The 24,676-nt window shown below is 50.3% G+C and carries 43 protein-coding genes; 37 read left to right on the top strand and 6 right to left on the bottom strand.

Annotation, left to right across the window (positions count from 1 at the left end; genetic code table 11):
• Positions 1-367 precede the first annotated feature (367 nt).
• From rpsJ to FY046_RS23370, 31 genes are all read left to right on the top strand, one after another.
• The gene (gene rpsJ, locus FY046_RS23220; RefSeq protein ID WP_001181005.1) at positions 368-679 is read left to right on the top strand and encodes a 30S ribosomal protein S10; all 312 of its coding nucleotides are present in this window, start codon (positions 368-370) and stop codon (positions 677-679) included.
• 32 nt (positions 680-711) lie between these two features.
• Positions 712-1,341 (top strand): 50S ribosomal protein L3, encoded by a 630-nt coding sequence (gene rplC, locus FY046_RS23225; RefSeq protein ID WP_133847028.1) that lies wholly within the window; start codon positions 712-714, stop codon positions 1,339-1,341.
• Positions 1,342-1,351: 10 nt separating this feature from the next.
• Positions 1,352-1,957, top strand: a complete 606-nt coding sequence (gene rplD, locus FY046_RS23230) for a 50S ribosomal protein L4 (RefSeq protein WP_133847027.1) — start codon at positions 1,352-1,354, stop codon at positions 1,955-1,957.
• A complete protein-coding gene (rplW, locus tag FY046_RS23235) occupies positions 1,954-2,256 on the top strand; it encodes a 50S ribosomal protein L23 (RefSeq protein WP_062749336.1) in 303 nt (100 codons plus the stop codon). The genes rplD and rplW overlap by 4 nt, the downstream gene beginning before the upstream one ends.
• Before the next feature lie 17 nt (positions 2,257-2,273).
• Positions 2,274-3,095 (top strand): 50S ribosomal protein L2, encoded by an 822-nt coding sequence (gene rplB / locus FY046_RS23240; RefSeq protein ID WP_133847026.1) that lies wholly within the window; start codon positions 2,274-2,276, stop codon positions 3,093-3,095.
• Between the two features lie 16 nt (positions 3,096-3,111).
• Positions 3,112-3,390 carry a 30S ribosomal protein S19 gene (gene rpsS, locus FY046_RS23245; RefSeq protein ID WP_004160590.1) on the top strand — a complete coding sequence of 93 codons (279 nt, stop codon included), beginning with the start codon at positions 3,112-3,114 and terminating at the stop codon, positions 3,388-3,390.
• Between the two features lie 14 nt (positions 3,391-3,404).
• Positions 3,405-3,737 (top strand): 50S ribosomal protein L22, encoded by a 333-nt coding sequence (rplV, locus tag FY046_RS23250; RefSeq protein WP_000447532.1) that lies wholly within the window; start codon positions 3,405-3,407, stop codon positions 3,735-3,737.
• A 17-nt stretch (positions 3,738-3,754) separates the two neighbouring features.
• Positions 3,755-4,453 carry a 30S ribosomal protein S3 gene (gene rpsC / locus FY046_RS23255; RefSeq protein ID WP_002919766.1) on the top strand — a complete coding sequence of 233 codons (699 nt, stop codon included), beginning with the start codon at positions 3,755-3,757 and terminating at the stop codon, positions 4,451-4,453.
• 12 nt (positions 4,454-4,465) lie between these two features.
• A complete protein-coding gene (gene rplP / locus FY046_RS23260; RefSeq protein ID WP_002438716.1) occupies positions 4,466-4,876 on the top strand; it encodes a 50S ribosomal protein L16 in 411 nt (136 codons plus the stop codon).
• Positions 4,876-5,067 (top strand): 50S ribosomal protein L29, encoded by a 192-nt coding sequence (rpmC, locus tag FY046_RS23265; protein WP_048917635.1) that lies wholly within the window; start codon positions 4,876-4,878, stop codon positions 5,065-5,067. Before rplP ends, rpmC begins: the two co-directional genes overlap by 1 nt.
• Entirely contained in the window at positions 5,067-5,321 is a 255-nt protein-coding gene (gene rpsQ / locus FY046_RS23270; protein WP_133847025.1) for a 30S ribosomal protein S17, read from the top strand. The genes rpmC and rpsQ overlap by 1 nt, the downstream gene beginning before the upstream one ends.
• A 166-nt stretch (positions 5,322-5,487) precedes the next feature.
• On the top strand, positions 5,488-5,859 hold the full coding sequence (rplN, locus tag FY046_RS23275) for a 50S ribosomal protein L14 (RefSeq protein WP_015960712.1): 372 nt from the start codon (positions 5,488-5,490) through the stop codon (positions 5,857-5,859).
• Between the two features lie 10 nt (positions 5,860-5,869).
• Positions 5,870-6,184, top strand: a complete 315-nt coding sequence (gene rplX / locus FY046_RS23280; RefSeq protein ID WP_048917632.1) for a 50S ribosomal protein L24 — start codon at positions 5,870-5,872, stop codon at positions 6,182-6,184.
• Positions 6,185-6,198: 14 nt separating this feature from the next.
• Positions 6,199-6,738: a 50S ribosomal protein L5 gene (gene rplE, locus FY046_RS23285; RefSeq protein WP_013204126.1), complete on the top strand. Its 540-nt coding sequence runs from the start codon at positions 6,199-6,201 to the stop codon at positions 6,736-6,738.
• Positions 6,739-6,751: 13 nt separating this feature from the next.
• Complete coding sequence (gene rpsN / locus FY046_RS23290) at positions 6,752-7,057, top strand: 30S ribosomal protein S14 (protein ID WP_133847024.1); 306 nt, start codon at positions 6,752-6,754, stop codon at positions 7,055-7,057.
• A gap of 30 nt (positions 7,058-7,087) precedes the next feature.
• On the top strand, positions 7,088-7,480 hold the full coding sequence (gene rpsH / locus FY046_RS23295) for a 30S ribosomal protein S8 (protein ID WP_133847023.1): 393 nt from the start codon (positions 7,088-7,090) through the stop codon (positions 7,478-7,480).
• A 12-nt stretch (positions 7,481-7,492) separates the two neighbouring features.
• Positions 7,493-8,026 carry a 50S ribosomal protein L6 gene (rplF, locus tag FY046_RS23300; RefSeq protein WP_133847022.1) on the top strand — a complete coding sequence of 178 codons (534 nt, stop codon included), beginning with the start codon at positions 7,493-7,495 and terminating at the stop codon, positions 8,024-8,026.
• A gap of 9 nt (positions 8,027-8,035) precedes the next feature.
• Positions 8,036-8,389 (top strand): 50S ribosomal protein L18, encoded by a 354-nt coding sequence (gene rplR / locus FY046_RS23305; protein ID WP_004160572.1) that lies wholly within the window; start codon positions 8,036-8,038, stop codon positions 8,387-8,389.
• Between the two features lie 14 nt (positions 8,390-8,403).
• A complete protein-coding gene (gene rpsE / locus FY046_RS23310; RefSeq protein WP_004160571.1) occupies positions 8,404-8,904 on the top strand; it encodes a 30S ribosomal protein S5 in 501 nt (166 codons plus the stop codon).
• 5 nt (positions 8,905-8,909) lie between these two features.
• Positions 8,910-9,089 (top strand): 50S ribosomal protein L30, encoded by a 180-nt coding sequence (gene rpmD, locus FY046_RS23315; protein ID WP_004160569.1) that lies wholly within the window; start codon positions 8,910-8,912, stop codon positions 9,087-9,089.
• 3 nt (positions 9,090-9,092) lie between these two features.
• Complete coding sequence (gene rplO / locus FY046_RS23320) at positions 9,093-9,527, top strand: 50S ribosomal protein L15 (protein WP_133847021.1); 435 nt, start codon at positions 9,093-9,095, stop codon at positions 9,525-9,527.
• Positions 9,528-9,534: 7 nt separating this feature from the next.
• The gene (secY, locus tag FY046_RS23325; protein WP_004160567.1) at positions 9,535-10,866 is read left to right on the top strand and encodes a preprotein translocase subunit SecY; all 1,332 of its coding nucleotides are present in this window, start codon (positions 9,535-9,537) and stop codon (positions 10,864-10,866) included.
• Between the two features lie 32 nt (positions 10,867-10,898).
• Complete coding sequence (gene rpmJ / locus FY046_RS23330; protein WP_004160566.1) at positions 10,899-11,015, top strand: 50S ribosomal protein L36; 117 nt, start codon at positions 10,899-10,901, stop codon at positions 11,013-11,015.
• A 146-nt stretch (positions 11,016-11,161) separates the two neighbouring features.
• Entirely contained in the window at positions 11,162-11,518 is a 357-nt protein-coding gene (rpsM, locus tag FY046_RS23335) for a 30S ribosomal protein S13 (protein WP_048917626.1), read from the top strand.
• Positions 11,519-11,534: 16 nt separating this feature from the next.
• Complete coding sequence (rpsK, locus tag FY046_RS23340) at positions 11,535-11,924, top strand: 30S ribosomal protein S11 (protein WP_004160563.1); 390 nt, start codon at positions 11,535-11,537, stop codon at positions 11,922-11,924.
• A gap of 33 nt (positions 11,925-11,957) precedes the next feature.
• Entirely contained in the window at positions 11,958-12,578 is a 621-nt protein-coding gene (gene rpsD, locus FY046_RS23345) for a 30S ribosomal protein S4 (RefSeq protein ID WP_133847020.1), read from the top strand.
• A gap of 25 nt (positions 12,579-12,603) precedes the next feature.
• The gene (locus tag FY046_RS23350; RefSeq protein ID WP_002919219.1) at positions 12,604-13,593 is read left to right on the top strand and encodes a DNA-directed RNA polymerase subunit alpha; all 990 of its coding nucleotides are present in this window, start codon (positions 12,604-12,606) and stop codon (positions 13,591-13,593) included.
• A gap of 40 nt (positions 13,594-13,633) precedes the next feature.
• The gene (gene rplQ, locus FY046_RS23355) at positions 13,634-14,020 is read left to right on the top strand and encodes a 50S ribosomal protein L17 (RefSeq protein ID WP_003850180.1); all 387 of its coding nucleotides are present in this window, start codon (positions 13,634-13,636) and stop codon (positions 14,018-14,020) included.
• Between the two features lie 119 nt (positions 14,021-14,139).
• Positions 14,140-14,511 (top strand): DnaJ family domain-containing protein, encoded by a 372-nt coding sequence (locus FY046_RS23360; RefSeq protein ID WP_133847019.1) that lies wholly within the window; start codon positions 14,140-14,142, stop codon positions 14,509-14,511.
• The gene (gene zntR / locus FY046_RS23365; protein ID WP_446186522.1) at positions 14,511-14,942 is read left to right on the top strand and encodes a Zn(2+)-responsive transcriptional regulator; all 432 of its coding nucleotides are present in this window, start codon (positions 14,511-14,513) and stop codon (positions 14,940-14,942) included. The genes FY046_RS23360 and zntR overlap by 1 nt, the downstream gene beginning before the upstream one ends.
• 55 nt (positions 14,943-14,997) lie before the next feature.
• Entirely contained in the window at positions 14,998-15,213 is a 216-nt protein-coding gene (locus FY046_RS23370) for an alternative ribosome-rescue factor A (protein WP_133847017.1), read from the top strand.
• 42 nt (positions 15,214-15,255) lie between these two features.
• Here the strand turns inward: FY046_RS23370 and mscL are convergent, their stop codons facing one another.
• The 5 genes from mscL to def form a co-directional block, all read right to left on the bottom strand.
• Positions 15,256-15,669: a large-conductance mechanosensitive channel protein MscL gene (gene mscL / locus FY046_RS23375; protein WP_062749324.1), complete on the bottom strand. Its 414-nt coding sequence runs from the start codon at positions 15,667-15,669 to the stop codon at positions 15,256-15,258.
• A 121-nt stretch (positions 15,670-15,790) separates the two neighbouring features.
• The gene (gene trkA, locus FY046_RS23380; RefSeq protein WP_133847016.1) at positions 15,791-17,167 is read right to left on the bottom strand and encodes a Trk system potassium transporter TrkA; all 1,377 of its coding nucleotides are present in this window, start codon (positions 17,165-17,167) and stop codon (positions 15,791-15,793) included.
• A gap of 59 nt (positions 17,168-17,226) precedes the next feature.
• Complete coding sequence (gene rsmB, locus FY046_RS23385) at positions 17,227-18,516, bottom strand: 16S rRNA (cytosine(967)-C(5))-methyltransferase RsmB (protein WP_159338635.1); 1,290 nt, start codon at positions 18,514-18,516, stop codon at positions 17,227-17,229.
• A gap of 50 nt (positions 18,517-18,566) precedes the next feature.
• Entirely contained in the window at positions 18,567-19,514 is a 948-nt protein-coding gene (gene fmt / locus FY046_RS23390) for a methionyl-tRNA formyltransferase (protein ID WP_133847014.1), read from the bottom strand.
• A gap of 23 nt (positions 19,515-19,537) precedes the next feature.
• A complete protein-coding gene (gene def, locus FY046_RS23395) occupies positions 19,538-20,047 on the bottom strand; it encodes a peptide deformylase (RefSeq protein WP_133847013.1) in 510 nt (169 codons plus the stop codon).
• Positions 20,048-20,173: 126 nt separating this feature from the next.
• Between def and dprA the strand changes: the two genes are divergently transcribed.
• Genes dprA through FY046_RS23425 form a run of 6 tightly spaced genes read left to right on the top strand, consistent with a single transcriptional unit; the run spans position 20,174 to position 23,975 of the window.
• Complete coding sequence (gene dprA / locus FY046_RS23400; protein WP_133847012.1) at positions 20,174-21,298, top strand: DNA-protecting protein DprA; 1,125 nt, start codon at positions 20,174-20,176, stop codon at positions 21,296-21,298.
• On the top strand, positions 21,270-21,743 hold the full coding sequence (smg, locus tag FY046_RS23405; protein WP_133847011.1) for a DUF494 family protein Smg: 474 nt from the start codon (positions 21,270-21,272) through the stop codon (positions 21,741-21,743). The genes dprA and smg overlap by 29 nt, the downstream gene beginning before the upstream one ends.
• 25 nt (positions 21,744-21,768) lie before the next feature.
• Positions 21,769-22,338, top strand: coding sequence for a DNA topoisomerase family protein (locus FY046_RS23410; RefSeq protein ID WP_133847010.1), 570 nt, complete (start codon positions 21,769-21,771; stop codon positions 22,336-22,338).
• Positions 22,322-22,888 (top strand): L-threonylcarbamoyladenylate synthase type 1 TsaC, encoded by a 567-nt coding sequence (gene tsaC, locus FY046_RS23415; protein ID WP_133847009.1) that lies wholly within the window; start codon positions 22,322-22,324, stop codon positions 22,886-22,888. Before FY046_RS23410 ends, tsaC begins: the two co-directional genes overlap by 17 nt.
• Positions 22,889-22,899: 11 nt before the next feature.
• On the top strand, positions 22,900-23,718 hold the full coding sequence (gene aroE, locus FY046_RS23420) for a shikimate dehydrogenase (protein ID WP_446186523.1): 819 nt from the start codon (positions 22,900-22,902) through the stop codon (positions 23,716-23,718).
• Positions 23,715-23,975: a DUF1488 domain-containing protein gene (locus tag FY046_RS23425; RefSeq protein ID WP_133847007.1), complete on the top strand. Its 261-nt coding sequence runs from the start codon at positions 23,715-23,717 to the stop codon at positions 23,973-23,975. Before aroE ends, FY046_RS23425 begins: the two co-directional genes overlap by 4 nt.
• On the opposite strand, the gene FY046_RS23430 is transcribed toward FY046_RS23425, so the two are convergent.
• Positions 23,942-24,496, bottom strand: a complete 555-nt coding sequence (locus tag FY046_RS23430) for a gamma carbonic anhydrase family protein (RefSeq protein ID WP_133847006.1) — start codon at positions 24,494-24,496, stop codon at positions 23,942-23,944. The two genes, FY046_RS23425 and FY046_RS23430, sit on opposite strands and share 34 nt — an antisense overlap.
• Between the last annotated feature and the right edge of the window lie 180 nt (positions 24,497-24,676).

Here is a 24,676-nt window from a genome sequence, read left to right on the forward strand (position 1 = left end):
TCGCGAAGGCGGCCGTACTGTTGGTGCGGGTGTTGTTGCTAAAGTTATCGCTTAATTGTCGAAACTTGTCTGGCAGAGCGTGCTCTGCCAGAGCACGAAAAGAGAGCGCTTCGGCGCTCTTTTTTTATGCCCGTCCTTGGTGATAAACGAACATAGTGTTTGCTTTACCTCCGGATGTACGTATAATACGCGGGCCTGCCAATATGGTAAGGCGCGATTCGATATGAATCGCAGACAAGTACGAAAGTACCTGTCAACAATACTCGCGATATGCGGGTTATGTGCTCAACGATTACACTCCTCCATCAATCGTAATGGATGCGAGTAGTAATTCTTTTCGTTTATAAATAATTGGAGCTCTGGTCTCATGCAGAACCAAAGAATCCGTATCCGTCTTAAAGCGTTTGATCATCGTCTGATCGATCAATCAACTGCGGAAATCGTAGAGACTGCCAAGCGCACTGGTGCGCAGGTACGTGGTCCTATCCCGCTGCCGACCCGCAAAGAGCGCTTTACCGTTCTGATCTCTCCGCACGTCAACAAAGATGCGCGCGATCAGTATGAGATTCGCACTCACAAGCGTCTGGTTGACATCGTTGAGCCAACCGAAAAAACGGTTGATGCTCTGATGCGTCTGGATCTGGCTGCAGGTGTTGACGTGCAGATCAGCCTGGGTTAATCAGGTCATTGAGCGATTGAGAGGTTGAAACAATGATTGGTTTAGTCGGTAAAAAAGTGGGTATGACCCGTATCTTCACAGAAGATGGCGTTTCTATCCCTGTAACCGTGATCGAAATTGAAGCAAACCGCGTTACTCAGGTCAAAGGCCTGGAAAACGACGGTTACACTGCTATCCAGGTAACTACCGGTGCTAAAAAAGCTAACCGCGTAACTAAGCCTGAAGCAGGTCATTTTGCTAAAGCTGGCGTTGAAGCTGGCCGTGGTCTGTGGGAATTCCGCACCGTTGATGGCGCAGAGTTCACTGTAGGTCAGAGCATTAATGTTGACATTTTCGCTGACGTGAAAAAAGTTGACGTGACTGGAACATCTAAAGGTAAAGGTTTTGCCGGTACTGTAAAGCGCTGGAACTTCCGTACTCAGGATGCTACGCACGGTAACTCCTTGTCACACCGCGTACCGGGTTCTATCGGTCAGAACCAGACTCCGGGCAAAGTGTTCAAAGGCAAGAAAATGGCAGGCCAGATGGGCAACGAGCGTGTAACTGTTCAGAGTCTGGACGTTGTACGTGTTGACGCTGAGCGCAACCTGCTGCTGGTTAAAGGTGCAGTACCCGGTGCTACCGGTTGCGACCTTATCGTTAAACCAGCTGTGAAGGCGTAAGGGGATAGCAATGGAATTAGTATTGAAAGACGCGCAAAGCGCGCTGACTGTTTCCGAAACTACCTTCGGTCGTGATTTCAACGAAGCGCTGGTACACCAGGTTGTTGTTGCTTATGCAGCAGGTGCTCGTCAGGGTACTCGTGCTCAGAAGACTCGTGCTGAAGTAACTGGTTCAGGCAAAAAGCCATGGCGCCAGAAAGGTACCGGCCGCGCTCGTGCAGGTTCTGTAAAGAGCCCAATCTGGCGTTCAGGTGGTGTTACCTTCGCTGCGAAGCCACAGGACCACAGTCAAAAAGTTAACAAAAAGATGTACCGCGGCGCGCTGAAAAGCATCCTGTCCGAACTGGTACGTCAAGATCGTCTGATCGTTGTCGAGCAGTTCTCTCTGGAAGCACCTAAAACTAAGCTGCTGGTAGAGAAACTGAAAGACATGGCTCTGGAAGACGTGCTGATCATCACTGGCGAACTGGAAGAGAACCTGTTCCTGGCCGCGCGTAACCTGTACAAGGTTGACGTACGTGATGCAGCGGGTATCGACCCAGTTAGCCTGATCGCCTTCGACAAAGTCGTTATGACTGCTGCCGCAGTTAAGCAAGTTGAGGAGATGCTGGCATGATCCGTGAAGAACGTCTGCTGAAAGTACTGCGCGCGCCGCACGTATCTGAAAAAGCATCTGCTGCGATGGAAAAAACTAACACCATCGTTCTCAAAGTTGCGAAAGACGCGACCAAAGCAGAAATCAAAGCCGCTGTACAGAAACTTTTCGAAGTAGAAGTTGAAGTCGTGAACACTTTGCTGGTTAAAGGCAAAACTAAGCGTTCTGGACAGCGTATTGGTCGTCGTAGCGACTGGAAAAAAGCTTACGTCACCCTGAAAGAAGGCCAGAATCTGGACTTCGCAGGCGGCGCTGAGTAAGTCGGAGGAGAAGAACAATGGCAATTGTTAAATGTAAACCGACATCTCCGGGTCGTCGCCATGTAGTTAAAGTGGTAAACGCGGAGCTGCACAAGGGCAAACCATTCGCCCCGCTGGTAGAAAAAAACAGCAAATCCGGTGGCCGTAACAACAATGGTCGCATCACTACCCGTCATATCGGTGGTGGTCACAAGCAGGCTTACCGTATTGTTGACTTCAAACGCAACAAAGATGGTATCCCAGCGACCGTTGAACGTCTTGAGTACGATCCGAACCGCTCTGCGAACATCGCACTGGTTCTGTACAAAGACGGCGAACGCCGTTATATCCTGGCCCCTAAAGGCCTGAAAGCTGGCGACCAGATTCAGTCTGGCGTTGATGCTGCGATTAAAGCAGGTAACACTCTGCCGATGCGTAACATCCCAGTGGGTTCTACCGTGCATAACGTAGAAATGAAACCAGGCAAAGGCGGTCAGATTGCTCGCTCTGCTGGTACTTACGTGCAGATCGTTGCGCGTGATGGTTCTTACGTTACCCTGCGTCTGCGTTCTGGTGAAATGCGTAAAGTCGAAATTGACTGCCGCGCAACCCTGGGCGAAGTCGGTAACGCTGAGCACATGCTTCGCGTTCTGGGTAAAGCCGGTGCAGCTCGTTGGCGTGGTATTCGCCCTACCGTTCGCGGTACTGCGATGAACCCAGTTGATCACCCGCACGGTGGTGGTGAGGGTAAAAACTTTGGTAAGCACCCGGTAACTCCGTGGGGCGTTCAGACCAAAGGTAAGAAAACCCGCAGCAACAAGCGTACCGATAAGTTCATCGTACGTCGCCGTAGCAAATAATTTTAGAGGATAAGCCATGCCACGTTCTCTCAAGAAAGGTCCTTTTATTGACCTGCACTTGCTGAAGAAGGTAGAGAAAGCTTTGGAAAGCGGAGACAAGAAGCCACTGCGCACCTGGTCCCGTCGTTCAACGATCTTCCCTAACATGATCGGTTTGACCATCGCTGTCCATAATGGTCGTCAGCACGTTCCTGTCTTTGTTTCCGACGAAATGGTCGGTCACAAACTGGGTGAATTTGCACCGACCCGTACTTATCGCGGCCACGCGGCTGATAAAAAAGCCAAGAAACGCTAAGGCAGGAGGAAGAGATGGAAACTATCGCTAAACATCGCCACGCTCGTTCTTCTGCACAGAAGGTTCGCCTGGTAGCGGATCTTGTACGCGGTAAGAAAGTGTCGCAGGCTCTGGACATTTTGACCTACACCAATAAGAAAGCGGCTGTACTGGTCAAGAAAGTTCTGGAATCTGCCATTGCTAACGCCGAACACAACGATGGCGCTGACATTGATGATCTGAAAGTCACGAAGATCTTCGTAGACGAAGGCCCAAGCATGAAGCGCATTATGCCTCGTGCAAAAGGTCGTGCAGATCGCATCCTGAAGCGCACCAGCCACATTACTGTGGTTGTGTCCGATCGCTGAGACTCTGGAGACTAGCAATGGGTCAGAAAGTACATCCTAATGGTATTCGCCTGGGTATTGTTAAACCCTGGAACTCTACCTGGTTCGCAAATACCAAAGAATTCGCTGACAACCTGGACAGCGACTTTAAAGTGCGTCAGTTCCTGACTAAAGAACTGGCTAAAGCATCCGTTTCTCGTATCGTTATCGAGCGTCCGGCTAAGAGCATCCGTGTGACCATTCACACTGCTCGCCCAGGCATCGTTATCGGTAAGAAAGGCGAAGATGTAGAAAAACTGCGCAAGGTCGTAGCGGATATCGCTGGCGTTCCTGCACAGATTAATATCGCCGAAGTCCGTAAACCGGAACTGGACGCTAAATTGGTTGCTGACAGCATCACTTCACAGCTGGAGCGTCGTGTGATGTTCCGCCGTGCGATGAAGCGTGCTGTACAGAACGCAATGCGTCTGGGCGCTAAAGGGATCAAAGTTGAAGTTAGTGGCCGTCTTGGCGGTGCAGAAATCGCGCGTACTGAATGGTACCGTGAAGGCCGCGTGCCACTGCACACTCTGCGTGCAGACATTGACTACAACACCTCTGAAGCCCACACCACTTATGGTGTAATCGGCGTTAAGGTATGGATCTTCAAAGGTGAGATCCTGGGTGGTATGGCTGCTGTTGAACAACCGGAACCGGCTGCTCAACCTAAAAAGCAGCAGCGTAAAGGCCGTAAGTAAGGAGAGTCGCTGATGTTACAACCAAAGCGTACAAAATTCCGTAAAGTGCACAAAGGCCGCAACCGTGGTCTGGCGCAGGGTACGGATGTTAGCTTCGGTACTTTCGGTCTGAAAGCTGTTGGCCGTGGTCGTCTGACTGCACGTCAGATCGAAGCAGCACGTCGTGCTATGACCCGTGCAGTTAAGCGTCAAGGTAAAATTTGGATCCGAGTATTCCCGGACAAACCAATTACCGAGAAGCCGCTGGAAGTGCGTATGGGTAAAGGTAAAGGTAACGTAGAGTATTGGGTTGCCTTGATCCAGCCTGGCAAAGTCCTGTATGAAATGGACGGCGTTCCAGAAGAGCTGGCCCGTGAAGCCTTCAAGCTGGCAGCAGCAAAACTGCCTATCAAAACCACCTTTGTAACTAAGACGGTGATGTAATGAAAGCTACAGAGCTGCGTGAAAAAAGCGTTGAAGAGCTCAACACTGAGCTTCTTAACCTGCTGCGTGAACAGTTTAATCTGCGCATGCAGGCAGCATCCGGCCAACTTCAACAGACTCACGTCTTGAAGAATGTGCGCCGTGATGTTGCACGTGTTAAGACTTTACTGACTGAGAAGGCGGGTGCGTAATGACCGATAAAATCCGTACTCTGCAAGGTCGTGTGACTAGTGACAAAATGGAGAAATCTATTGTTGTTGCTATCGAACGTGTTGTGAAGCACCCAATCTACGGGAAATTCATCAAGCGTACGACCAAACTGCACGTACACGACGAGAACAATGAATGTGGTATCGGCGACGTGGTTGAAGTCCGCGAATGCCGTCCACTGTCCAAGACTAAGTCCTGGACGCTGGTTCGCGTTGTAGAGAAAGCAATTCTGTAATAGAATCTGCCGTCTCTAAAAAATAAGATAAACGGCTCGCAAGAGCCGTTTATTTTTTCTACCCATATGCAGGAAGCAGTGTTATAATGCTGCGCCCTCAATATGGGGCTTTTATACGACCTGAATCAGGTCCCGAAGTAGTAGTTGACATTAGCGGAGCACTAAAATGATCCAAGAACAGACTATGCTGACCGTCGCCGACAACTCCGGTGCACGTCGCGTAATGTGTATCAAGGTTCTGGGTGGCTCGCACCGTCGCTACGCAGGCGTAGGCGACATCATCAAAATTACCATCAAGGAAGCAATTCCTCGCGGTAAGGTTAAGAAGGGTGATGTGCTGAAAGCGGTAGTGGTGCGCACCAGGAAGGGTGTTCGTCGCCCGGACGGTTCTGTCATTCGCTTCGATGGTAATGCATGCGTTATTTTAAATAATAACAGTGAGCAGCCTATCGGAACGCGTATTTTTGGGCCGGTAACTCGTGAACTTCGTACTGAAAAGTTCATGAAAATTATCTCTCTGGCACCAGAAGTACTCTAAGGAGCGAAAAATGGCAGCTAAAATCCGTCGCGATGACGAAGTTATCGTGCTGACCGGCAAAGATAAAGGTAAGCGCGGTAAAGTAAAAAATGTTCTGTCTTCAGGCAAACTGATTGTTGAAGGTATTAACCTGGTTAAGAAACACTCAAAGCCGGTTCCGGCTCTGAACCAACCAGGTGGCATCGTTGAAAAAGAAGCTGCTATTCAGGTTTCTAACGTTGCACTCTTCAACTCGGCAACCGGCAAGGCTGACCGTGTAGGCTTTAGATTCGAAGACGGCAAAAAAGTCCGTTTCTTCAAGTCGAACAGCGAAACTATCAAGTAATTTGGAGTAGTACGATGGCGAAACTGCATGATTACTACAAAGACGAAGTAGTTAAACAACTCATGACTGAGTTTAGCTACAATTCTGTCATGCAAGTCCCTCGGGTCGAGAAGATCACCCTGAATATGGGTGTAGGTGAAGCGATCGCTGATAAGAAACTGCTGGATAATGCAGCAGCTGACTTAGCAGCAATCTCCGGTCAAAAGCCGTTTATCACCAAAGCACGCAAATCAGTTGCAGGCTTCAAAATCCGTCAGGGCTATCCGATCGGCTGTAAAGTAACTCTGCGTGGCGAACGCATGTGGGAGTTCTTTGAGCGTCTGATTTCTATTGCTGTTCCACGTATCCGTGACTTCCGTGGCTTGTCCGCTAAGTCATTCGATGGCCGTGGAAACTACAGCATGGGCGTTCGTGAGCAGATCATCTTCCCAGAGATCGACTATGACAAAGTCGACCGCGTTCGTGGTTTGGATATCACCATTACCACTACTGCGAAATCTGATGATGAAGGCCGCGCACTTTTGGCTGCTTTTAACTTCCCGTTCCGCAAGTAAGGCAGGGTTACTGATGGCTAAGCAATCGATGAAAGCACGTGAAGTCGTTCGCGTGAAACTGGCTGACAAGTACCGCGCTAAACGCGAGGAACTGAAGGCTATCATTTCAAATGTGAACTCATCCGACGAAGATCGTTGGAATGCTGTTCTCAAGCTGCAAACTCTGCCGCGTGATTCCAGCCCGTCTCGTCAGCGTAACCGCTGCCGTCAAACTGGCCGTCCACATGGTTATGTGGGCAAATTCGGTCTGAGCCGTATCAAGTTGCGTGAAGCCGCCATGCGCGGTGAAGTACCTGGCTTGAGAAAGGCTAGCTGGTAATTACCAATTGAATCACGGGAGTAAAGACAGATGAGCATGCAAGATCCGATCGCGGATATGCTGACCCGTATCCGTAACGGTCAAGCCGCGAACAAAGTTGCGGTCACCATGCCTTCCTCCAAGCTGAAATTGGCTATTGCCAACGTGCTGAAGGAAGAAGGCTATATTGAAGAATTTAAAATCGAAGGCGACACCAAGCCTGAACTGGAACTGACTCTTAAGTATTTCCAGGGCAAGGCAGTGGTTGAGAGCATTCAGCGTGTAAGCCGTCCAGGTCTGCGTATCTACAAACGCAAAGACGAACTGCCAAAAGTTATGGCTGGACTGGGTATCGCTGTTATCTCTACCTCTAAAGGTGTTATGACCGATCGTGCAGCACGCCAGGCAGGTCTTGGCGGCGAAATTATCTGCTACGTAGCTTAATCGGAGGAATAAATGTCTCGTGTTGCTAAAGCACCAGTCGCGATTCCTGCCGGCGTAGAGGTAAAACTCGACGGTCAGGTTATTTCGATTAAAGGTAAAAACGGCGAGCTGACTCGTACGCTCAACAAAGCTGTAGAAGTTAAGCATGCTGACAACACCCTGACTTTCGCTCCGCGCGAAGGTTTTGTGGATGGTTGGGCGCAGGCGGGTACCTCTCGTGCGCTGTTGAACGCTATGGTTATCGGTGTTACCGAAGGCTTCACTAAGAAGCTGCAGCTGGTTGGTGTAGGTTATCGTGCAGCCGTAAAAGGCAACTCTGTGAGCTTAGCCCTGGGCTTCTCTCACCCTGTTGACCATGAGCTGCCAGCGGGAATCACTGCTGAATGTCCAACTCAGACTGAGATCGTGCTGAAAGGCGCTGATAAACAGCTGATTGGTCAGGTTGCAGCGGATCTGCGCGCCTACCGTCGTCCTGAGCCTTATAAAGGCAAGGGTGTTCGTTACGCCGACGAAGTCGTGCGTACCAAAGAGGCTAAGAAGAAGTAAGGTAACACTATGGATAAGAAATCTGCTCGTATCCGTCGTGCGACCCGCGCACGTCGCAAGCTCAAAGAGCTGGGTGCTACTCGCCTGGTGGTACATCGTACCCCGCGTCATATTTACGCACAGGTAATCGCACCCAACGGTTCTGAAGTCCTGGTCGCTGCTTCTACAGTAGAAAAAGCTATCAGTGAGCAACTGAAGTACACTGGAAACAAAGACGCTGCTGCTGCTGTTGGTAAAGCAGTTGCTGAACGCGCAATCGAAAAAGGCATCACTGGTGTTTCTTTCGACCGTTCTGGTTTCCAATATCATGGTCGTGTCCAGGCACTGGCAGATGCTGCCCGTGAAGCTGGCCTACAGTTCTAAGGTAGAGGTGTAAGATGGCACACATCGAAAAACAAGCTGGCGAACTGCAGGAAAAGCTGATCGCGGTAAATCGCGTATCTAAAACCGTTAAAGGTGGCCGTATTTTCTCCTTCACAGCTCTGACTGTTGTTGGTGATGGTAATGGTCGCATTGGTTTTGGTTACGGAAAAGCGCGTGAAGTTCCAGCAGCGATCCAGAAAGCGATGGAAAAAGCTCGTCGCAATATGATCAATGTCGCGCTGAACAACGGCACCCTGCAGCACCCTGTTAAAGGTGTGCACACAGGTTCTCGTGTGTTCATGCAACCAGCTTCAGAAGGTACCGGTATTATTGCCGGTGGTGCAATGCGCGCCGTTCTGGAAGTTGCTGGGGTTCATAACGTTTTGGCTAAAGCCTACGGTTCCACCAACCCGATCAACGTGGTTCGTGCAACTCTGGATGGCCTGGCCAACATGAATTCCCCAGAAATGGTCGCTGCCAAGCGTGGCAAATCCGTTGAAGACATTCTGGGGTAATGACCATGGCTAAGACTATTAAAATTACTCAAACCCGTAGTTCGATCGGTCGTTTGCCTAAACATAAGGCAACACTGCTTGGCCTGGGTCTGCGTCGTATTAACCACACCGTAGAGCGTGAAGACACGCCAGCTGTACGCGGTATGGTTAACGCGATTTCCTACATGGTTAAAGTGGAGGAGTAACAGATGCGTTTAAATACTCTGTCTCCGGCCGACGGCTCCAAGCACGCTCCTAGACGTCTGGGTCGTGGTATTGGTTCTGGTCTCGGCAAAACCGGCGGTCGCGGTCACAAAGGTCAGAACTCACGTTCTGGCGGTGGCGTACGTCGTGGTTTTGAAGGCGGCCAGATGCCTCTGTACCGTCGTCTGCCGAAATTCGGTTTCACCTCTCGCAAAGCAATGGTCACTGCAGAAGTTCGTCTGTCTGACCTGGCGAAAGTTGAAGGCGGTATCGTCGACCTGAACACGCTGAAAGCAGCAAACATTATCGGTATTCAGATGGAGTTCGCGAAAGTGATCTTGTCTGGCGAAGTTTCTGCACCGGTAACGATTCGCGGTCTGCGTGTAACTAAAGGCGCTCGTGTTGCAATCGAAGCTGCTGGCGGTAAAATTGAGGAATAAGTAGCAGATGGCTAAGCAACCGGGATTAGATTTTCAAAGTGCCAAAGGTGGTTTTGGCGAACTAAAACGCAGACTTCTGTTTGTAATTGGTGCGCTAATTGTCTTCCGCATTGGTTCTTTTATTCCGATCCCTGGTATCGATGCCACTGTACTTGCCAAACTGCTTGAGCAACAGCGTGGCACCATCATTGAAATGTTCAACATGTTCTCTGGTGGTGCTCTGAGCCGTGCTTCTATCTTTGCCCTGGGTATTATGCCGTATATTTCGGCCTCTATTATTATCCAGCTGCTGACGGTGGTTCATCCAGCGTTAGCAGAAATCAAGAAAGAAGGGGAGGCTGGCCGTCGTAAGATTAGCCAGTACACCCGTTACGGTACTCTGGTATTAGGTATATTCCAGGCGGTCGGTATTGCTACCGGCCTGCCGAATATGCCAGGAATGCAAGGTCTGGTACTAAATCCAGGTTTTGCTTTCTACTTTACCGCTGTTGTCAGTCTGGTCACGGGGACAATGTTCCTGATGTGGCTGGGCGAGCAGATAACTGAGCGAGGTATCGGTAATGGTATCTCGATCATTATCTTCGCTGGTATTGTTGCGGGTCTGCCGCCGGCCATTGGCCATACCATCGAGCAAGCGCGGCAAGGCGACCTGCACTTCCTCCTGTTGCTGTTGGTTGCAGTTCTCGTATTTGCAGTGACCTTCTTCGTTGTTTTCGTTGAGCGTGGTCAACGCCGCATTGTGGTGAACTATGCGAAACGTCAGCAAGGCCGTCGTGTCTATGCTGCGCAGAGCACACATTTACCGTTGAAAGTTAATATGGCTGGTGTAATACCTGCTATCTTTGCTTCCAGCATTATCTTGTTCCCAGCAACCATCGCGTCATGGTTCGGGGGCGGAACTGGCTGGAACTGGCTGACGACTATTTCGATGTCATTACAGCCAGGTCAACCGCTTTATGTGCTACTCTATGCGACTGCAATCATCTTCTTCTGTTTCTTCTACACAGCGTTGGTTTTCAACCCGCGTGAAACAGCAGATAACCTGAAGAAGTCTGGTGCATTTGTACCAGGTATTCGTCCGGGAGAACAGACGGCGAAGTATATCGATAAAGTAATGACACGCCTGACATTAATCGGTGCGTTGTACATTACCTTTATCTGCCTGATCCCGGAGTTCATGCGTGATGCGATGAAAGTTCCATTCTACTTCGGCGGTACATCACTGCTGATCGTAGTCGTTGTCATCATGGACTTTATGGCTCAAGTGCAAACTCTGATGATGTCAAGTCAGTATGAGTCTGCATTGAAGAAAGCAAACCTGAAGGGCTACGGCCGTTAATTCAGGCGCTTGAGAAGTTACGGAGAGTAAAAATGAAAGTTCGTGCTTCCGTCAAGAAATTATGTCGTAACTGCAAAATCATTCGTCGCGACGGCGTCGTTCGTGTGATTTGTAGTGCCGAGCCTAAGCATAAACAGCGCCAAGGCTGATTTAATCGCATATTTTTCTTGCAAAGTCGGGTTGAGCTGGCTAGATTAGCCAGCCAATCTTTTGTATGTCTATGCGTTTCCATTTGAGTATCCTGAAAACGGGCTTTTCGGCATGGGACGCATAAGTAATTAAATAGGAGTGCATAGTGGCCCGTATAGCAGGCATTAACATTCCTGATCATAAACATACCGTTATCGCATTAACTGCAATTTTCGGTATCGGTAAAACCCGCTCACAGGCTATCTGTGCGTCAACGGGTATTGCTGAAAATGTTAAGATCAGTGAGCTGTCTGAAGAACAAATCGACATTCTGCGTGATGCAGTAGCTAAATTTGTTGTTGAAGGCGATCTGCGTCGTGAAGTCACCCTGAGCATCAAGCGTCTTATGGACCTTGGCTGCTATCGTGGTTTGCGTCATCGTCGTGGTCTTCCAGTGCGCGGTCAGCGTACCAAGACTAACGCACGTACCCGTAAGGGTCCGCGTAAACCGATCAAGAAATAATCGGGGTGATTGAATAATGGCAAAGGCACCAGTTCGTGCACGTAAGCGTGTAAGAAAGCAAGTCTCTGATGGCGTGGCTCATGTCCATGCATCTTTCAACAACACCATCGTAACTATTACCGATCGTCAAGGTAATGCGCTGGGTTGGGCAACAGCCGGTGGTTCCGGTTTCCGTGGTTCTCGTAAGTCTACGCCGTTCGCTGCGCAGGTTGCTGCAGAGCGTTGCGCAGAGGCCGTGAAAGATTACGGTATTAAGAACCTGGAAGTTATGGTTAAGGGTCCTGGTCCAGGCCGCGAATCAACAATTCGTGCTCTGAACGCTGCTGGTTTCCGCATCACTAATATTACTGATGTGACTCCGATCCCTCACAACGGTTGTCGTCCGCCGAAAAAACGTCGCGTATAACGCCCCGTTTTTTAGGAATGTTGGAGAAAGAAAATGGCAAGATATTTGGGTCCTAAGCTCAAGCTGAGCCGTCGTGAAGGCACAGACCTGTTCCTCAAGTCTGGCGTTCGCGCGATTGATACCAAGTGTAAGATTGAACAAGCTCCTGGTCAGCACGGTGCGCGCAAGCCACGTCTGTCTGACTATGGCGTGCAGTTACGTGAAAAGCAGAAAGTTCGTCGTACCTACGGCGTGCTGGAGCGTCAGTTCCGTAACTATTATAAAGAAGCAGCTCGTCTGAAAGGCAACACAGGTGAAAATCTGTTAGCTCTGCTGGAAGGTCGTCTGGATAACGTTGTTTACCGTATGGGCTTTGGTGCCACTCGTGCAGAAGCACGTCAGTTGGTTAGCCACAAATCTATTATGGTAAACGGTCGCGTTGTTAGCATCGCTTCTTATCAGGTAACTCCGAATGACGTTGTTAGCATCCGTGAGAAAGCCAAAAAGCAGTCTCGCGTGAAAGCCGCTCTGGAGCTGGCTGAACAGCGTGAAAAGCCAACCTGGCTGGAAGTTGATGCAACTAAGATGGAAGGTGTGTTCAAGCGTATTCCTGAACGTACTGATCTGTCTGCGGACATTAACGAACACCTGATCGTCGAGCTTTACTCCAAGTAAGGCTTAGTACCAAAGAGAGGACACAATGCAGGGTTCTGTGACAGAGTTTCTAAAACCGCGCCTGGTAGATATCGAGCAAGTGAGTTCGACGCACGCCAAGGTGACCCTTGAGCCTTTAGAGCGTGGCTTTGGCCATACTCTTGGTAACGCACTGCGCCGTATTCTGCTTTCATCAATGCCGGGTTGCGCGGTGACCGAGGTTGAAATTGATGGTGTACTGCACGAGTACAGCACCAAAGAGGGCGTACAGGAAGATATCCTGGAAATCCTGCTCAACCTAAAAGGTTTGGCGGTAAGAGTTCAGGGCAAAGATGAAGTTATTCTTACTCTGAATAAATCTGGCATTGGCCCTGTGACTGCAGCCGATATCACCCATGATGGGGATGTCGAAATCGTCAAGCCGCAGCACGTGATCTGTCACCTGACCGATGAAAACGCCGCTATCAGCATGCGTATCAAAGTTCAGCGTGGTCGTGGTTATGTGCCGGCTTCTGCCCGAATTCATTCGGAAGAAGATGAGCGCCCAATTGGTCGTCTGTTGGTCGATGCCTGCTACAGCCCTGTAGAGCGAATTGCCTACAATGTTGAAGCAGCGCGTGTAGAACAGCGTACCGATTTGGACAAGCTGGTCATCGAAATGGAAACTAACGGTACTATCGATCCTGAAGAGGCGATCCGCCGTGCAGCGACCATTCTGGCTGAACAACTGGAAGCTTTCGTCGACTTACGTGATGTACGTCAGCCGGAAGTGAAAGAAGAGAAACCAGAATTCGATCCGATCTTGCTGCGCCCTGTTGACGATCTGGAATTGACTGTCCGCTCTGCTAACTGCCTTAAGGCAGAAGCTATCCACTACATCGGTGATCTGGTACAGCGTACCGAGGTTGAGCTGCTTAAAACGCCTAACCTTGGTAAAAAATCTCTTACTGAGATTAAAGATGTGCTGGCTTCTCGTGGTTTGTCTCTGGGCATGCGCCTGGAAAACTGGCCACCCGCTAGCATCGCTGATGAATAACCCGATCACAGGTTAAGGTTTCACTGAGAAGGATAAGGTCATGCGCCATCGTAAGAGTGGTCGTCAACTGAACCGCAACAGCAGCCATCGTCAGGCTATGTTCCGCAACATGGCTGGCTCTTTGGTTCGTCACGAGATTATCAAGACGACCCTGCCAAAAGCGAAAGAGCTGCGTCGCGTAGTTGAGCCGCTGATTACTCTTGCCAAGACCGACAGCGTAGCTAATCGTCGTCTGGCATTCGCCCGTACTCGTGATAACGAGATCGTGGCAAAACTGTTTAATGAGCTCGGTCCGCGTTTCGCGAGCCGTGCAGGTGGTTACACTCGCATTCTGAAGTGTGGCTTCCGCGCTGGTGACAACGCTCCGATGGCTTACATCGAGCTGGTTGATCGTCCAGAAGCTCAAGCAGAAGCTGCAGCAGAGTAATCTGCCGCAGTATTGAAAAAGCCCCGCTTGCGGGGTTTTTTTATATCCAAAATTCCTGCCCCCTTTATCTCTCTCTCAAATGCGTTATGCTGACCTCAATCTGGTAAACGGAGGCCATCATGTCTTTACTTGATCAACTCGCAGAAAAGCATATCCTCGCGGCCCTTCGTCAGGGTGAGCTCGATAATCTCCCCGGAGCAGGTCATCCCCTACAGCTGGATGATGATAGCCATGTGCCTTCTGAGCTGCGTGCGGGCTATCGTATTCTGAAGAATTCTGGCTTCTTGCCACCAGAGCTGGAGATGAAACGCGAAGCTCTAGAGCTGGATGAATTAATGCGAACGGTCGATCCAAATGAAGAGCGCTACTATCAACAGGCAAAACGTCTGAGCTTACTTGAGGTGAAGTTGAAACAGGCGGGAATCAGTACTGATTTTTTGCAGGGCGGCTATGGCCGCAGAATACAGCAGCACTTTCGGGAGGAAGAGTAATGTACCGTATTGGACAGCTGGCGAAACTGGCTGATGTGACGCCGGATACTATCCGGTTTTATGAAAAACAGCAGATGATGGATCATAAGGTGCGTACCGAAGGCGGGTTCAGACTTTACAGTGACAGCGATCTGCAGCGCCTTAAGTTTATTCGCTATGGTCGACAGTTGGGTTTCACTCTTGAGGCGATTCGTGAATTGCTGTCAATTCGCGTCGACCCTGAGCATCATACCTGCCAGGAATCAAAGACCATCGTACAGAAGCGGCTGAATGAAGTTGAAGCGATGCTTACGGAATTACATCATATGCAACGCTCGCTTACTTGCCTTAATGATGCCTGCTGTGGCACGTCTCACAGCAGTGTATATTGTTCGATTCTTGAAGCCTTAGAAAAAGGCGCGACTACTACGGTGGCGAAAAGCACCGATTGAATTTCCGTTGCCAGAGGTCTATATTCACCAACGTCATCCATCAACAGGAAAAACTATGACTGTCTATCAGCATAAAAAGGGCACTATCCGCGATAATGCTCTGGAAGCATTGTTACATGACCCATTATTCAAAACGCGTATCGAAGTCAATCAGAAAGGAAAAGGCAGCTTCCGACGTAAAGATAAACACGCGAAGAAAGGTAACTGGGAGGCCAGTGGTCAGTGCGCAAATCGCGTATTTACCACTGGCCTCCTGGTTTTTCAGGCATAAAAAAACCGCCAGTTATGGCGGTTTTCAGAAGTCCAGGCTCGCTTACAGCGGCTTGTTATTCTGCTCTTTCAACAGGTCACGGATCTCACTCAGAAGAGTTTCTTCTGCAGAAGGTTTTGCCACCGGTTTTTCCACTTCTTTCTTTTTGTACATTTTGTTCATCACTTTGATGGCCATGAAGATGGCAAAGGCAACGATGACAAAATCAAAAATGGTTTGCAGGAAAATACCGTATTGCATTACGACTGCTGCGGTTTCCCCTTCTGCAGGCTTCAATACCCAGGCAAACTGTTTAAAATCAACTCCCCCAATCAATAATCCCAGCGGTGGCATAATGATGTTTGCCACCAGTGAGGACACGATTTTGCCAAACGCCGCACCAATGATGACACCGACAGCCAGGTCCACCACGTTGCCACGCATCGCGAAATCGCGAAACTCTTTGAATAAACTCATTGTTATCTCCCGTATTTGCCAATTTTTTAAGTCTAACAAACGATCGGGCTTTTTCCACGGAGATTGCAGATAAAAAGCTAAACACCCGGTCAGAACCGGGTGAGAAGTGAGATTAGATCGATTAGAGGAAGAACGGGCTGGGCTGGAATAAACGTTCGACGTCAGAAACAAACTTCTTGTCGGTGAGAAACATAATGACATGGTCGCCCTGCTCAATACGCAGATTGTCATTAGCGATGATCACATCACTACCGCGCACAACGGCGCCAATGATTGTGCCGGGCGGTAGCTTGATGTCATCAATCTGACGTCCTACAACTTTCGATGTAGATTCTTCGCCATGAGCGATAGCTTCAATGGCTTCGGCAACACCACGGCGCAGAGAAGAAACACCCACGATATCCGCTTTACGTACATGTCCTAGCAGCGCTGATATTGTTGCCTGCTGAGGTGAAATCGCGATGTCGATCACGCTGCCCTGGACCAGGTCAACATAGGCGCGACGCTGGATAAGTACCATCGCTTTCTTGGCACCCATACGTTTTGCCAGCATGGCTGACATAATATTAGCTTCATCATCGTTAGTGATGGCGATAAACAGATCAATCTGATCAACATGTTCTTCAGCCAGCAGTTCCTGATCCGATGCATCGCCATAAAAGACGATGGTGTTTTGCAGGTTCTGGGCCAGCTCAGCAGCTCGCTGCTGATCACGTTCGATCAGTTTTACGCTGTAATGTTTCTCAAGACGCTGTGCCAGACCAAAACCAATATTCCCACCACCGACGATCATAATGCGCTTGTAGGGTTTTTCCAGCCTTTGATATTCACTCATTACCGCGCGGATATGCTGGCTGGCAGCGATGAAGAACACTTCATCTCCCGCTTCAATGATGGTGGAACCCTGGGGGCGGATCGGGCGATCCTGACGGAAGATCGCTGCTACGCGGGTATCAATGTGCGGCATATGCTCGCGCATCACTGATAAGGCATTACCGACCAGCGGCCCACCATAATAGGCTTTCACCACGGCCAGACTCACCTTGCCTTCGGCAAAATTAACTACCTGCAGAGCACCCGGGTACTCAATGAGTCGGTAGATATTGTCGATCACCAATTGCTCGGGTGAGATCAGATGGTCGATAGGAACGGCTTCAGGAATGAATAGCTTATCAGCATCACGGATATAGTCCGGGGCGCGGATACGGGCGATGCGGTTTGGCGTGTTAAAAAGAGAGTAGGCAACCTGACAGGCGACCATATTGGTTTCATCTGAATTGGTTACCGCAACCAGCATATCAGCATCTTCAGCGCCGGCCTCGCGTAATACACGGGGATGTGAACCATGCCCCTGTACCACGCGTAAGTCGAACTTGTCCTGCAGCTGACGCAAACGCAGGGCATCGGTATCGACCACGGTAATATCGTTGTTTTCACCGACCAGGTTCTCAGCGAGTGTTCCGCCGACCTGTCCTGCACCAAGAATGATGATTTTCATTATGCTTCAGTCTGTTGGTTATCGTTCAGATTGTGGCGCAGTGTAACGCGCCACGCTGGTCATTGTTTTATCAATTTTGCGTAATAGAAGCCATCACCGCCATCGGTCTGCGGAAATACCTGAATACCCGGTTGTGAGAGGTCACCTGTATCACTTAAACGCGCATCAGTATGACGCTGCAGGAACTGGCTTACTTGCTGATGATTTTCTTCCGGTAATATTGAACAGGTCGCGTATAACAACGTCCCGCCTGACTTCAGATGTGGCCAGACTGCATCCAGAATCTGCTGCTGTAATAAGGCAAGTTCTGGGATATCACGATCGCGGCGCAGCCACTTGATATCAGGATGGCGCCGTATGACACCGGTTGCTGAACATGGCGCATCCAGCAGAATACGATCGAATTGCGTATTCCCACACCAGGCTTCTGGGGTACGGCCGTCACCCAGCTTAACTTCCGCTGTCATGTTCAGGCGTTGCAAATTCTCACTAATTCTTGCCAGGCGCTGGGCATCAACATCTACGGCCATGACGTCAGCCTGAGGGGCCGCTTCCAGAATATGTGTCGTCTTACCGCCTGGTGCAGCACAGAGGTCGAGGATCTTCTCGCCATTCTGTGGATCAAGCAGTGCCACACAGCCCTGGGCTGAGGCATCCTGAACAGTGACCCACCCCTGATCGAACCCCGGAAGCTGGCCCACTGCGCACGGGGTTTCCAGTCTTAATGCATCACTGTGTTGCGGATGAAAAAATGCCGTTTTACCGCTTTCCTCAAGGAGTGCCAGCCACGCATCGCGGCTGTGATGGTTTCGGTTAACACGCAGCCACATCGGTGGCCGCTGGTTATTAGCCTCGACAATCTGTTGCCACTGATCTGGCCAGGCACGTTTCAGGCGTTCCAGTAACCACTTTGGATGCAGGTACTGCTGATCGCCATCATTCATCTGCAGCATCAACTCTTCCTGTTGACGCTGGAACTGCCGCAGTACTCCGTTGATCAGGCCTTTTAGCTGCTGACGTTTCAGCGCAATGGCACCCTCTACCGTTTCCGCTAGTGCAGCATGAGCCGGGATTCGTGTATGCATCAACTGATACAGGCCGACCATAATCAGGAAGTGAATAGTGCGTTGCTTGCCTGTCATCGGACGTGACATCAGTTTGCTGATAATCCACTCCAGTTGCGGAAGCGTACGCAGTACGCCGTAGCAAAGCTCCTGTAGCAGGGCTGCGTCTTTCTCACCGACAGATTTCTGTGCAGCGGGCAGCACGTTACTGAGCGATTGCCCTTGCTCAACGACTTTCTCGATAGTCTGAGCAGCAACACTGCGTAAGTTAGTATTTTTTTTCATAGTGGATTCGCAATTCTTACGATTGCCCGGCATGAGTGCCGGGCAACGCATCAGGCAATAATATTGCCCGGAGTAAACCATTCACGGCGGGAGTTGAGCAGGTCCTGGGCTTTCATCGGCTTTTTGCCGGCAGGCTGCAGTTCTTCGATATTCAGCACGCCATCGGTAGTCACTACCTGAATGCCATGCTTATCAGCTTGCAGGACTTCGCCTGGCTGATGTCCGCTAACGGCGGCCAGCACCGATGCCTTCCATACTTTCACCGGTTGCTCATCAATGACGAAGTAGCTGACTGGCCATGGATTAAACGCACGGATACAGCGTTCAAGCTGTGACGCAGAAAGTGACCAGTCAAGACGGGCCTCTTCCTTGCTTAGTTTTTCGGCATAACTGACCAGCGATTCATCCTGCACTTCAGGTTGTGCGCTGCCTTCTGCCAGTTGTGTCAGAGTGCTCAGCATTCCGGCAGGCCCGAGGTTCGCCAGCTTGTCGTACAGCGTGGCACTGGTATCACTGGCTTCGATCGGGCAGGCCAACTTGAAGAGCATATCGCCGGTATCAAGCCCAACATCCATCTGCATGATGGTCACACCTGTCTCTGCATCACCTGCCCACAGCGAGCGCTGAATGGGTGCGGCACCACGCCAGCGCGGTAACAGGGAACCATGAACGTTAATGCAACCAAGACGTGGCATATCCAGCACGGCTTTCGGTAGAATCAACCCGTAGGCAACGACCACCATGACATCAGCATTAAGCGCATCGACCAGTTGTTGGTTCTCTTCGGGACGTAGTGATTTAGGCTGGAAAACCGGAATGTTGTGTTGTTCGGCCAGCTGTTTTACGGGGCTGGCGGTGAGTTTGTTGCCACGGCCCGCGGGTCGATCTGGCTGAGTAAATACACCGACAACCTGATGCCCGGATGACAACAGCGCGTCAAGATGACGCGCTGCAAAGTCAGGGGTGCCGGCAAAAATGATTTTTAATGATTCGGACACATTATTCCCTTCAGTCAGCGAACTCAGTCGCGGGCGCTTTGACGATACAGTTTTTCCAGCTTCTGACGGATACGCTGACGTTTCATTGGCGACAGGTAATCTATAAACAGCTTACCAACCAAATGATCCATCTCGTGTTGAATACAGATTGCCAGCAGGCCATCCGCTTCCAATTCAAAGCTGTTGCCGTCACGGTCCAGTGCCCGAATTTTGACTCTTTCAGAGCGAGGCACGAGTGCGCGTTGTTCAGGAATAGACAAACAACCTTCTTCAATACCGGTTTCGCCACTTTCTTCCAGCAATTCCGGATTGATGAGTACCAGCCGCTCGTCCCGATTCTCAGAAACATCAATCACGATAATACGCTGATGAATATCCACCTGTGTTGCTGCCAGGCCAATACCTTCCTCTGCGTACATTGTTTCAAACATATCATCGACGATACGCTGAATATTAGCATTCACTTCTTTTACCGGTTCCGCAACGATGCGCAGGCGATCGTCAGGAAAATGTAATACCTGCAAAACTGACATAACTTTCCAGATCTGTGTTCAAGGGATTAGATATTTATCTCTCTTATTGTAGACATTTCGCGCTGCGATTGACAGCATTCGTGGCGGTAACCTTCAGGGGGAAGGGGCAATATCAGGGAGAGATTCATGTTACCAGTGGAGTGCGCCTTGCGGCTTTCAACTCTGTCCGGGCTATCAAGTTCACAGCGCCTGACTTTAATGACTGAATTACAGACGATCGCGTTGCCTGACGCCTGCGATCTGGCATCGCTAGGTCTGTCGGTTTTACAGCAGCAGGCGTTCCTTGATTATGATAAACAGATTATTGCTCAGAGTATTGAATGGCTGGAGGCACCACAGCACCATTTTATTACACCTCTTAGCCCTTATTACCCAGAGCAGTTGAAGGCGATCACACGTTTTCCGTTGATGCTATTTGTTGCGGGTGATCCGGCCATACTTTCCTCTCCTCAGCTGGCGGTGGTTGGCAGTCGGCATTGCTCCCATTATGGTAGTGAATGGGGCAACTGGTTCAGCCAGGCGCTGGCTCTCAGTGGCTTGACGATTACCAGTGGGTTGGCGTTAGGCATTGATGGTGTCGCTCATCGTGCTGCGCTGGAGGTGCAAGGTAAGACGATAGCCGTGCTGGGTAGTGGACTTGATGTTCTTTACCCACGGCGCCATCAGGCACTGGCAGAGCAGATCATTGCCGGTGGCGGTGCGCTGGTCTCTGAGTTTCCTCTGTCGGTGCAGCCATTACGCGCGCATTTCCCCCGGCGCAACCGGATCATTAGCGGCCTGAGCCTCGGTGTTCTGGTCGTGGAGGCGACGTTACGCAGTGGCTCACTGGTTACAGCTAAACTGGCATTGGAGCAGAACCGAGACGTGTATGCGCTACCGGGGTCCCTGGCCAGCCCCGGCAGCGAGGGAACACACTGGCTGATTCAGCAGGGGGCATTACTTGTGGCTCATCCCAATAATATTATCGAACAAATACAGAGCGACCTCTCCTGGCTATCAGATTTGCCCCAACGGGAAAACAATTCAGCGCAGAGTAGTAATCCTCCATTGCCATTTCCCGATGTGTTGGCTAACGTAGGAGATGAGGTTACACCTGTTGACGTCGTCGCTGAACGTGCCGGCCAACCTGTGCCAACCATCGTAGCGAAGTTGCTTGAGTTGGAGTTAGCAGGGTGGATCGCAGCTGTACCCGGCGGCTATGTCCGATTGAGGAGGGCAAGCCATGTTCGACGTACTAATGTACTTATTTGAAACGTATATCCACAACGAAGCAGAAATGCGTGTTGATCAGGATAAATTGACTGATGATTTAACCGATGCAGGTTTTCATCGTGAAGATATTTATAATGCGTTGAACTGGTTGGAGAAGCTGGCGGATTATCAGGAAGGTCTGGTCGCCCCGATTCAGCTGACTACCGATCCGCTGTCTATGCGTATCTACACCGAGGAAGAGAGTCAGCGTTTAGATGCCAACTGTCGTGGCTTTATTTTGTTCCTGGAGCAAATTCAGGTGCTGAATCTGGACACGCGCGAAATGGTTATCGAACGTATTATGGCACTTGATACTCTCGAGTTTGATCTGGACGATCTCAAATGGGTGGTGCTGATGGTGTTGTTTAATATCCCAGGATGTGAAAACGCCTATCAGCAAATGGAAGAGCTACTTTTCGACGTCAATGAAGGAATGCTGCACTGAAGATTGCCTTCGTGTACACAATGTTATGAATAAAACAGCGCTTTTCGCTGTGCGAAAAAATGAACCCTGCCCCCAGTGTGGGGCAGAACTGGTTATTCGCTCCGGGAAACATGGCGCTTTCCTTGGTTGCTCACTCTATCCTGAATGCGACTTTATTCGTCCGCTAAAAGGCCAGGCTGACGGGCACATCATTAAAGTGCTTGAAGGTCAGCTATGCCCAAAATGCGGTGCTGACCTCGTACTGCGCCAGGGGCGCTATGGCATGTTTATCGCCTGTAGCGATTATCCCGAATGCGAACATACCGAAACCATCGATAAGCCAGATGAAACCACACTTGCCTGTCCGCAGTGCCAGGGGGGAAAGCTGGTTCAACGTCGCTCGCGCTTCGGTAAAACCTTCCATGCTTGTGACCGTTATCCGGATTGTCAGTTCGCGGTTAATTTCACACCGTTGGAAGGGATCTGCGAGTTCTGCCAGTTTCCGCTGCTTATTGAAAAGAAAACGGCCAGAGGTGTCAGGCGTTTTTGCGCCAGTAAAGCCTGTGGCAAACCTGTAACATTAGATAATGGTAGTGAAGATGAAATCCGTGGATGAGTCACTAACGCACTGCGTTAACGTGCTGCGTCAGTCTGCAGTGATTGCTTATCCGACCGAGGCCGTATTCGGTTTGGGTTGTGATCCTGATAGCGAAGCAGCAGTGATGAAACTGCTGAAGTTAAAACATCGTCCGATAGAGAAGGGGCTCATTCTTATTGCGGCTGACTATCAGCAACTGATTCCTTATATTGCCGATGAGCAGCTCTCTGCGGAGCAAAAAGAGCGGATGTTTTCCCTCTGGCCAGGACCGGTCACTTGGGTGTTACCCGCGCGTGCATCGACCCCGGGCTGGTTGACGGGGCAATTTTCCTCGCTGGCCGTTCGCGTCAGCGATCATCCCGGTGTTGTGGCATTGTGCAAAACCTTTGGTAAACCCCTGGTTTCTACCAGTGCCAATCTGACGAGTTTACCGCCTTGTCGCGATGTCGCTGAAGTACTGGCACAGTTTGGCGAGACGTTCCCGGTATTCCTCGGCGAAACCGGTGGTCGTCAGAATCCATCAGAAATCCGCGATGTATTAACCGGCGAACTCATTCGCCAGGGATAAAGAGAACACTTATGCCGTCTTTCGTCGTCTTCGGTAACCCGATTAGCCACAGCAAATCGCCGCGTATTCACCAGCTATTTGCTGAACAAACCGGTATTCCGCATCCTTACGGCCGGCTATGTGCACCGCTTGATGGATTTGAGCAGTCCGCTCGCGAGTTTTTTGCTCAGGATGGCAGGGGGGCAAATATTACTCTGCCGTTCAAACAGCAGGCTTTTGCCCTCTCCAGTGAACTGACGGAACGCGCAGCGCTGGCAGGCGCGGTCAATACGCTAAAGAAGTTGGATGATGGTCGTCTATTGGGGGACAACACCGATGGGATCGGCCTGTTAAGCGATATTCTGCGTTTGCAGTTGATTCATCCCGACGATCGAATCCTGTTGATCGGTGCCGGTGGGGCCGCACGGGGCGTGATCCTGCCGCTCCTCGCGTTTAATTGCAGTGTAACAGTGACGAATCGCACTCACGCGCGGGCTGAAGAGTTGGTGGCACTTTTCCAGCACCACGGTGGTATCCGTTCGCTTGCGCAGAATGAATTGCGCGATGCGCAGTTCGATCTGGTCATCAATGCAACGTCAAGCGGTGTCGAAGGGGGGATTCCTGATCTGCCTGTTGGACTGCTGAATGAGCGTAGCCGTTGCTATGACATGTTCTATCAGGTGGGTGATACACCTTTCCTGCAATGGTGTCGCCAGCAAGGATCGACTCAGATTGCTGATGGCCTGGGAATGCTGGTGGGGCAGGCGGCGCACTCCTTTATGCTGTGGCATGGGGTGATGCCAGAAATCACGCCAATTATTGATGTGTTGAAACAAGAGATGAGTGCGTGAATCAGGCGATTCAGTTTCCTGAGCGTGAATGGTGGGATGAAACGATACAGGCCGTTTGCTTCAGTGCGCTGGTCAATGGTTTTCAACTGGTTTGTGCGATTGACGGCGAAGTGTTGCTTCGCCGTTTTCCTACAACAAGTGATCCTCTGGCCTGTTTCTGCCTGAATCGCTGGGAGCTGGAAGAGGATGCCGAGCTGGCGATCAAACAACAGAAAGAAGATACTCAGGGCTGGGTATGGCTCTCTTCTGATAAATAGTCATTTTTCCAGCCAACATAGTTATTAGCTGAATAAAGCAATCCGCCAATCTCTTCTTCTGTCAGTGGGCGTATTTTTTTTGCTGGGCTTCCTAAATAGAGGTAACCACTTTCGAGGCGTTTACCCGGGGAGACCAGGCTACCTGCTCCTATCATCACATCGTCTTCTACTATTACACCATCTAGCAGAATCGATCCCATCCCAACCAGAACACGATCACCAATCGTGCAACCGTGTAGCATCGCTTTATGCCCGATGGTGACATCTTCTCCAACAACCAGTGGATGACCTTCAGGGTTAGCGGCTGATTTATGAGTTAAATGCAGAACGCTCCCATCCTGGATGTTGCTGCGTTTTCCAATGGTGACCTTGTTAACATCTCCCCGGATGACTACCAGAGGCCAGATACCGACATCATCAGCCAGCACGACGTCACCAATCACAACGCTGGTGGGATCAATCATCACGCGTCCGCCTAACTGAGGGCGTACTCCTTTATATGCACGTATATTGTCGCTCATCACTCTCTCCTTTACCGATACGATCCCAGTAGCCTAGTTCCGGAAGTGATCTTTGATCAATGATTGGCTGAAAAGACGCGGTAATTTTGTGCGGATCGCCTGAGATCTCAGCGAAAAGAGTGAAAACTCAGCAACCAAAAAGAAAGATCTAAAAAAGGCTTGTGCAATAAATTCGGATCC

This window comes from Erwinia sp. 1181_3 (assembly GCF_052824965.1).

Bases quoted from the DNA above. Each gene is read 5' to 3' on its own strand.
- rpsE (WP_004160571.1), top strand. From the start codon at position 8,404: ATGGCACACATCGAAAAACAAGCTGGCGAACTGCAGGAAAAGCTGATC.
- rplQ (WP_003850180.1), top strand. From the start codon at position 13,634: ATGCGCCATCGTAAGAGTGGTCGTCAACTGAACCGCAACAGCAGCCAT.
- rplP (WP_002438716.1), top strand. From the start codon at position 4,466: ATGTTACAACCAAAGCGTACAAAATTCCGTAAAGTGCACAAAGGCCGC.
- rplW (WP_062749336.1), top strand. From the start codon at position 1,954: ATGATCCGTGAAGAACGTCTGCTGAAAGTACTGCGCGCGCCGCACGTA.
- rpsS (WP_004160590.1), top strand. From the start codon at position 3,112: ATGCCACGTTCTCTCAAGAAAGGTCCTTTTATTGACCTGCACTTGCTG.
- rplV (WP_000447532.1), top strand. From the start codon at position 3,405: ATGGAAACTATCGCTAAACATCGCCACGCTCGTTCTTCTGCACAGAAG.
- rplB (WP_133847026.1), top strand. From the start codon at position 2,274: ATGGCAATTGTTAAATGTAAACCGACATCTCCGGGTCGTCGCCATGTA.
- dprA (WP_133847012.1), top strand. From the start codon at position 20,174: ATGTTACCAGTGGAGTGCGCCTTGCGGCTTTCAACTCTGTCCGGGCTA.
- smg (WP_133847011.1), top strand. From the start codon at position 21,270: ATGTTCGACGTACTAATGTACTTATTTGAAACGTATATCCACAACGAA.
- trkA (WP_133847016.1), bottom strand. From the start codon at position 17,167: ATGAAAATCATCATTCTTGGTGCAGGACAGGTCGGCGGAACACTCGCT.
- rplF (WP_133847022.1), top strand. From the start codon at position 7,493: ATGTCTCGTGTTGCTAAAGCACCAGTCGCGATTCCTGCCGGCGTAGAG.
- rpsJ (WP_001181005.1), top strand. From the start codon at position 368: ATGCAGAACCAAAGAATCCGTATCCGTCTTAAAGCGTTTGATCATCGT.
- rpsK (WP_004160563.1), top strand. From the start codon at position 11,535: ATGGCAAAGGCACCAGTTCGTGCACGTAAGCGTGTAAGAAAGCAAGTC.
- rplN (WP_015960712.1), top strand. From the start codon at position 5,488: ATGATCCAAGAACAGACTATGCTGACCGTCGCCGACAACTCCGGTGCA.
- rplD (WP_133847027.1), top strand. From the start codon at position 1,352: ATGGAATTAGTATTGAAAGACGCGCAAAGCGCGCTGACTGTTTCCGAA.
- rplE (WP_013204126.1), top strand. From the start codon at position 6,199: ATGGCGAAACTGCATGATTACTACAAAGACGAAGTAGTTAAACAACTC.
- rpsH (WP_133847023.1), top strand. From the start codon at position 7,088: ATGAGCATGCAAGATCCGATCGCGGATATGCTGACCCGTATCCGTAAC.
- FY046_RS23370 (WP_133847017.1), top strand. From the start codon at position 14,998: ATGACTGTCTATCAGCATAAAAAGGGCACTATCCGCGATAATGCTCTG.
- rsmB (WP_159338635.1), bottom strand. From the start codon at position 18,516: ATGAAAAAAAATACTAACTTACGCAGTGTTGCTGCTCAGACTATCGAG.
- rplX (WP_048917632.1), top strand. From the start codon at position 5,870: ATGGCAGCTAAAATCCGTCGCGATGACGAAGTTATCGTGCTGACCGGC.
- rpsD (WP_133847020.1), top strand. From the start codon at position 11,958: ATGGCAAGATATTTGGGTCCTAAGCTCAAGCTGAGCCGTCGTGAAGGC.
- rpmD (WP_004160569.1), top strand. From the start codon at position 8,910: ATGGCTAAGACTATTAAAATTACTCAAACCCGTAGTTCGATCGGTCGT.
- aroE (WP_446186523.1), top strand. From the start codon at position 22,900: ATGCCGTCTTTCGTCGTCTTCGGTAACCCGATTAGCCACAGCAAATCG.
- tsaC (WP_133847009.1), top strand. From the start codon at position 22,322: ATGAAATCCGTGGATGAGTCACTAACGCACTGCGTTAACGTGCTGCGT.
- rpsC (WP_002919766.1), top strand. From the start codon at position 3,755: ATGGGTCAGAAAGTACATCCTAATGGTATTCGCCTGGGTATTGTTAAA.
- rplC (WP_133847028.1), top strand. From the start codon at position 712: ATGATTGGTTTAGTCGGTAAAAAAGTGGGTATGACCCGTATCTTCACA.
- rpmJ (WP_004160566.1), top strand. From the start codon at position 10,899: ATGAAAGTTCGTGCTTCCGTCAAGAAATTATGTCGTAACTGCAAAATC.
- FY046_RS23410 (WP_133847010.1), top strand. From the start codon at position 21,769: ATGAATAAAACAGCGCTTTTCGCTGTGCGAAAAAATGAACCCTGCCCC.
- FY046_RS23360 (WP_133847019.1), top strand. From the start codon at position 14,140: ATGTCTTTACTTGATCAACTCGCAGAAAAGCATATCCTCGCGGCCCTT.
- FY046_RS23350 (WP_002919219.1), top strand. From the start codon at position 12,604: ATGCAGGGTTCTGTGACAGAGTTTCTAAAACCGCGCCTGGTAGATATC.
- mscL (WP_062749324.1), bottom strand. From the start codon at position 15,669: ATGAGTTTATTCAAAGAGTTTCGCGATTTCGCGATGCGTGGCAACGTG.
- FY046_RS23430 (WP_133847006.1), bottom strand. From the start codon at position 24,496: ATGAGCGACAATATACGTGCATATAAAGGAGTACGCCCTCAGTTAGGC.
- rplO (WP_133847021.1), top strand. From the start codon at position 9,093: ATGCGTTTAAATACTCTGTCTCCGGCCGACGGCTCCAAGCACGCTCCT.
- rpsQ (WP_133847025.1), top strand. From the start codon at position 5,067: ATGACCGATAAAATCCGTACTCTGCAAGGTCGTGTGACTAGTGACAAA.
- def (WP_133847013.1), bottom strand. From the start codon at position 20,047: ATGTCAGTTTTGCAGGTATTACATTTTCCTGACGATCGCCTGCGCATC.
- rpsN (WP_133847024.1), top strand. From the start codon at position 6,752: ATGGCTAAGCAATCGATGAAAGCACGTGAAGTCGTTCGCGTGAAACTG.
- rplR (WP_004160572.1), top strand. From the start codon at position 8,036: ATGGATAAGAAATCTGCTCGTATCCGTCGTGCGACCCGCGCACGTCGC.
- zntR (WP_446186522.1), top strand. From the start codon at position 14,511: ATGTACCGTATTGGACAGCTGGCGAAACTGGCTGATGTGACGCCGGAT.
- secY (WP_004160567.1), top strand. From the start codon at position 9,535: ATGGCTAAGCAACCGGGATTAGATTTTCAAAGTGCCAAAGGTGGTTTT.
- rpmC (WP_048917635.1), top strand. From the start codon at position 4,876: ATGAAAGCTACAGAGCTGCGTGAAAAAAGCGTTGAAGAGCTCAACACT.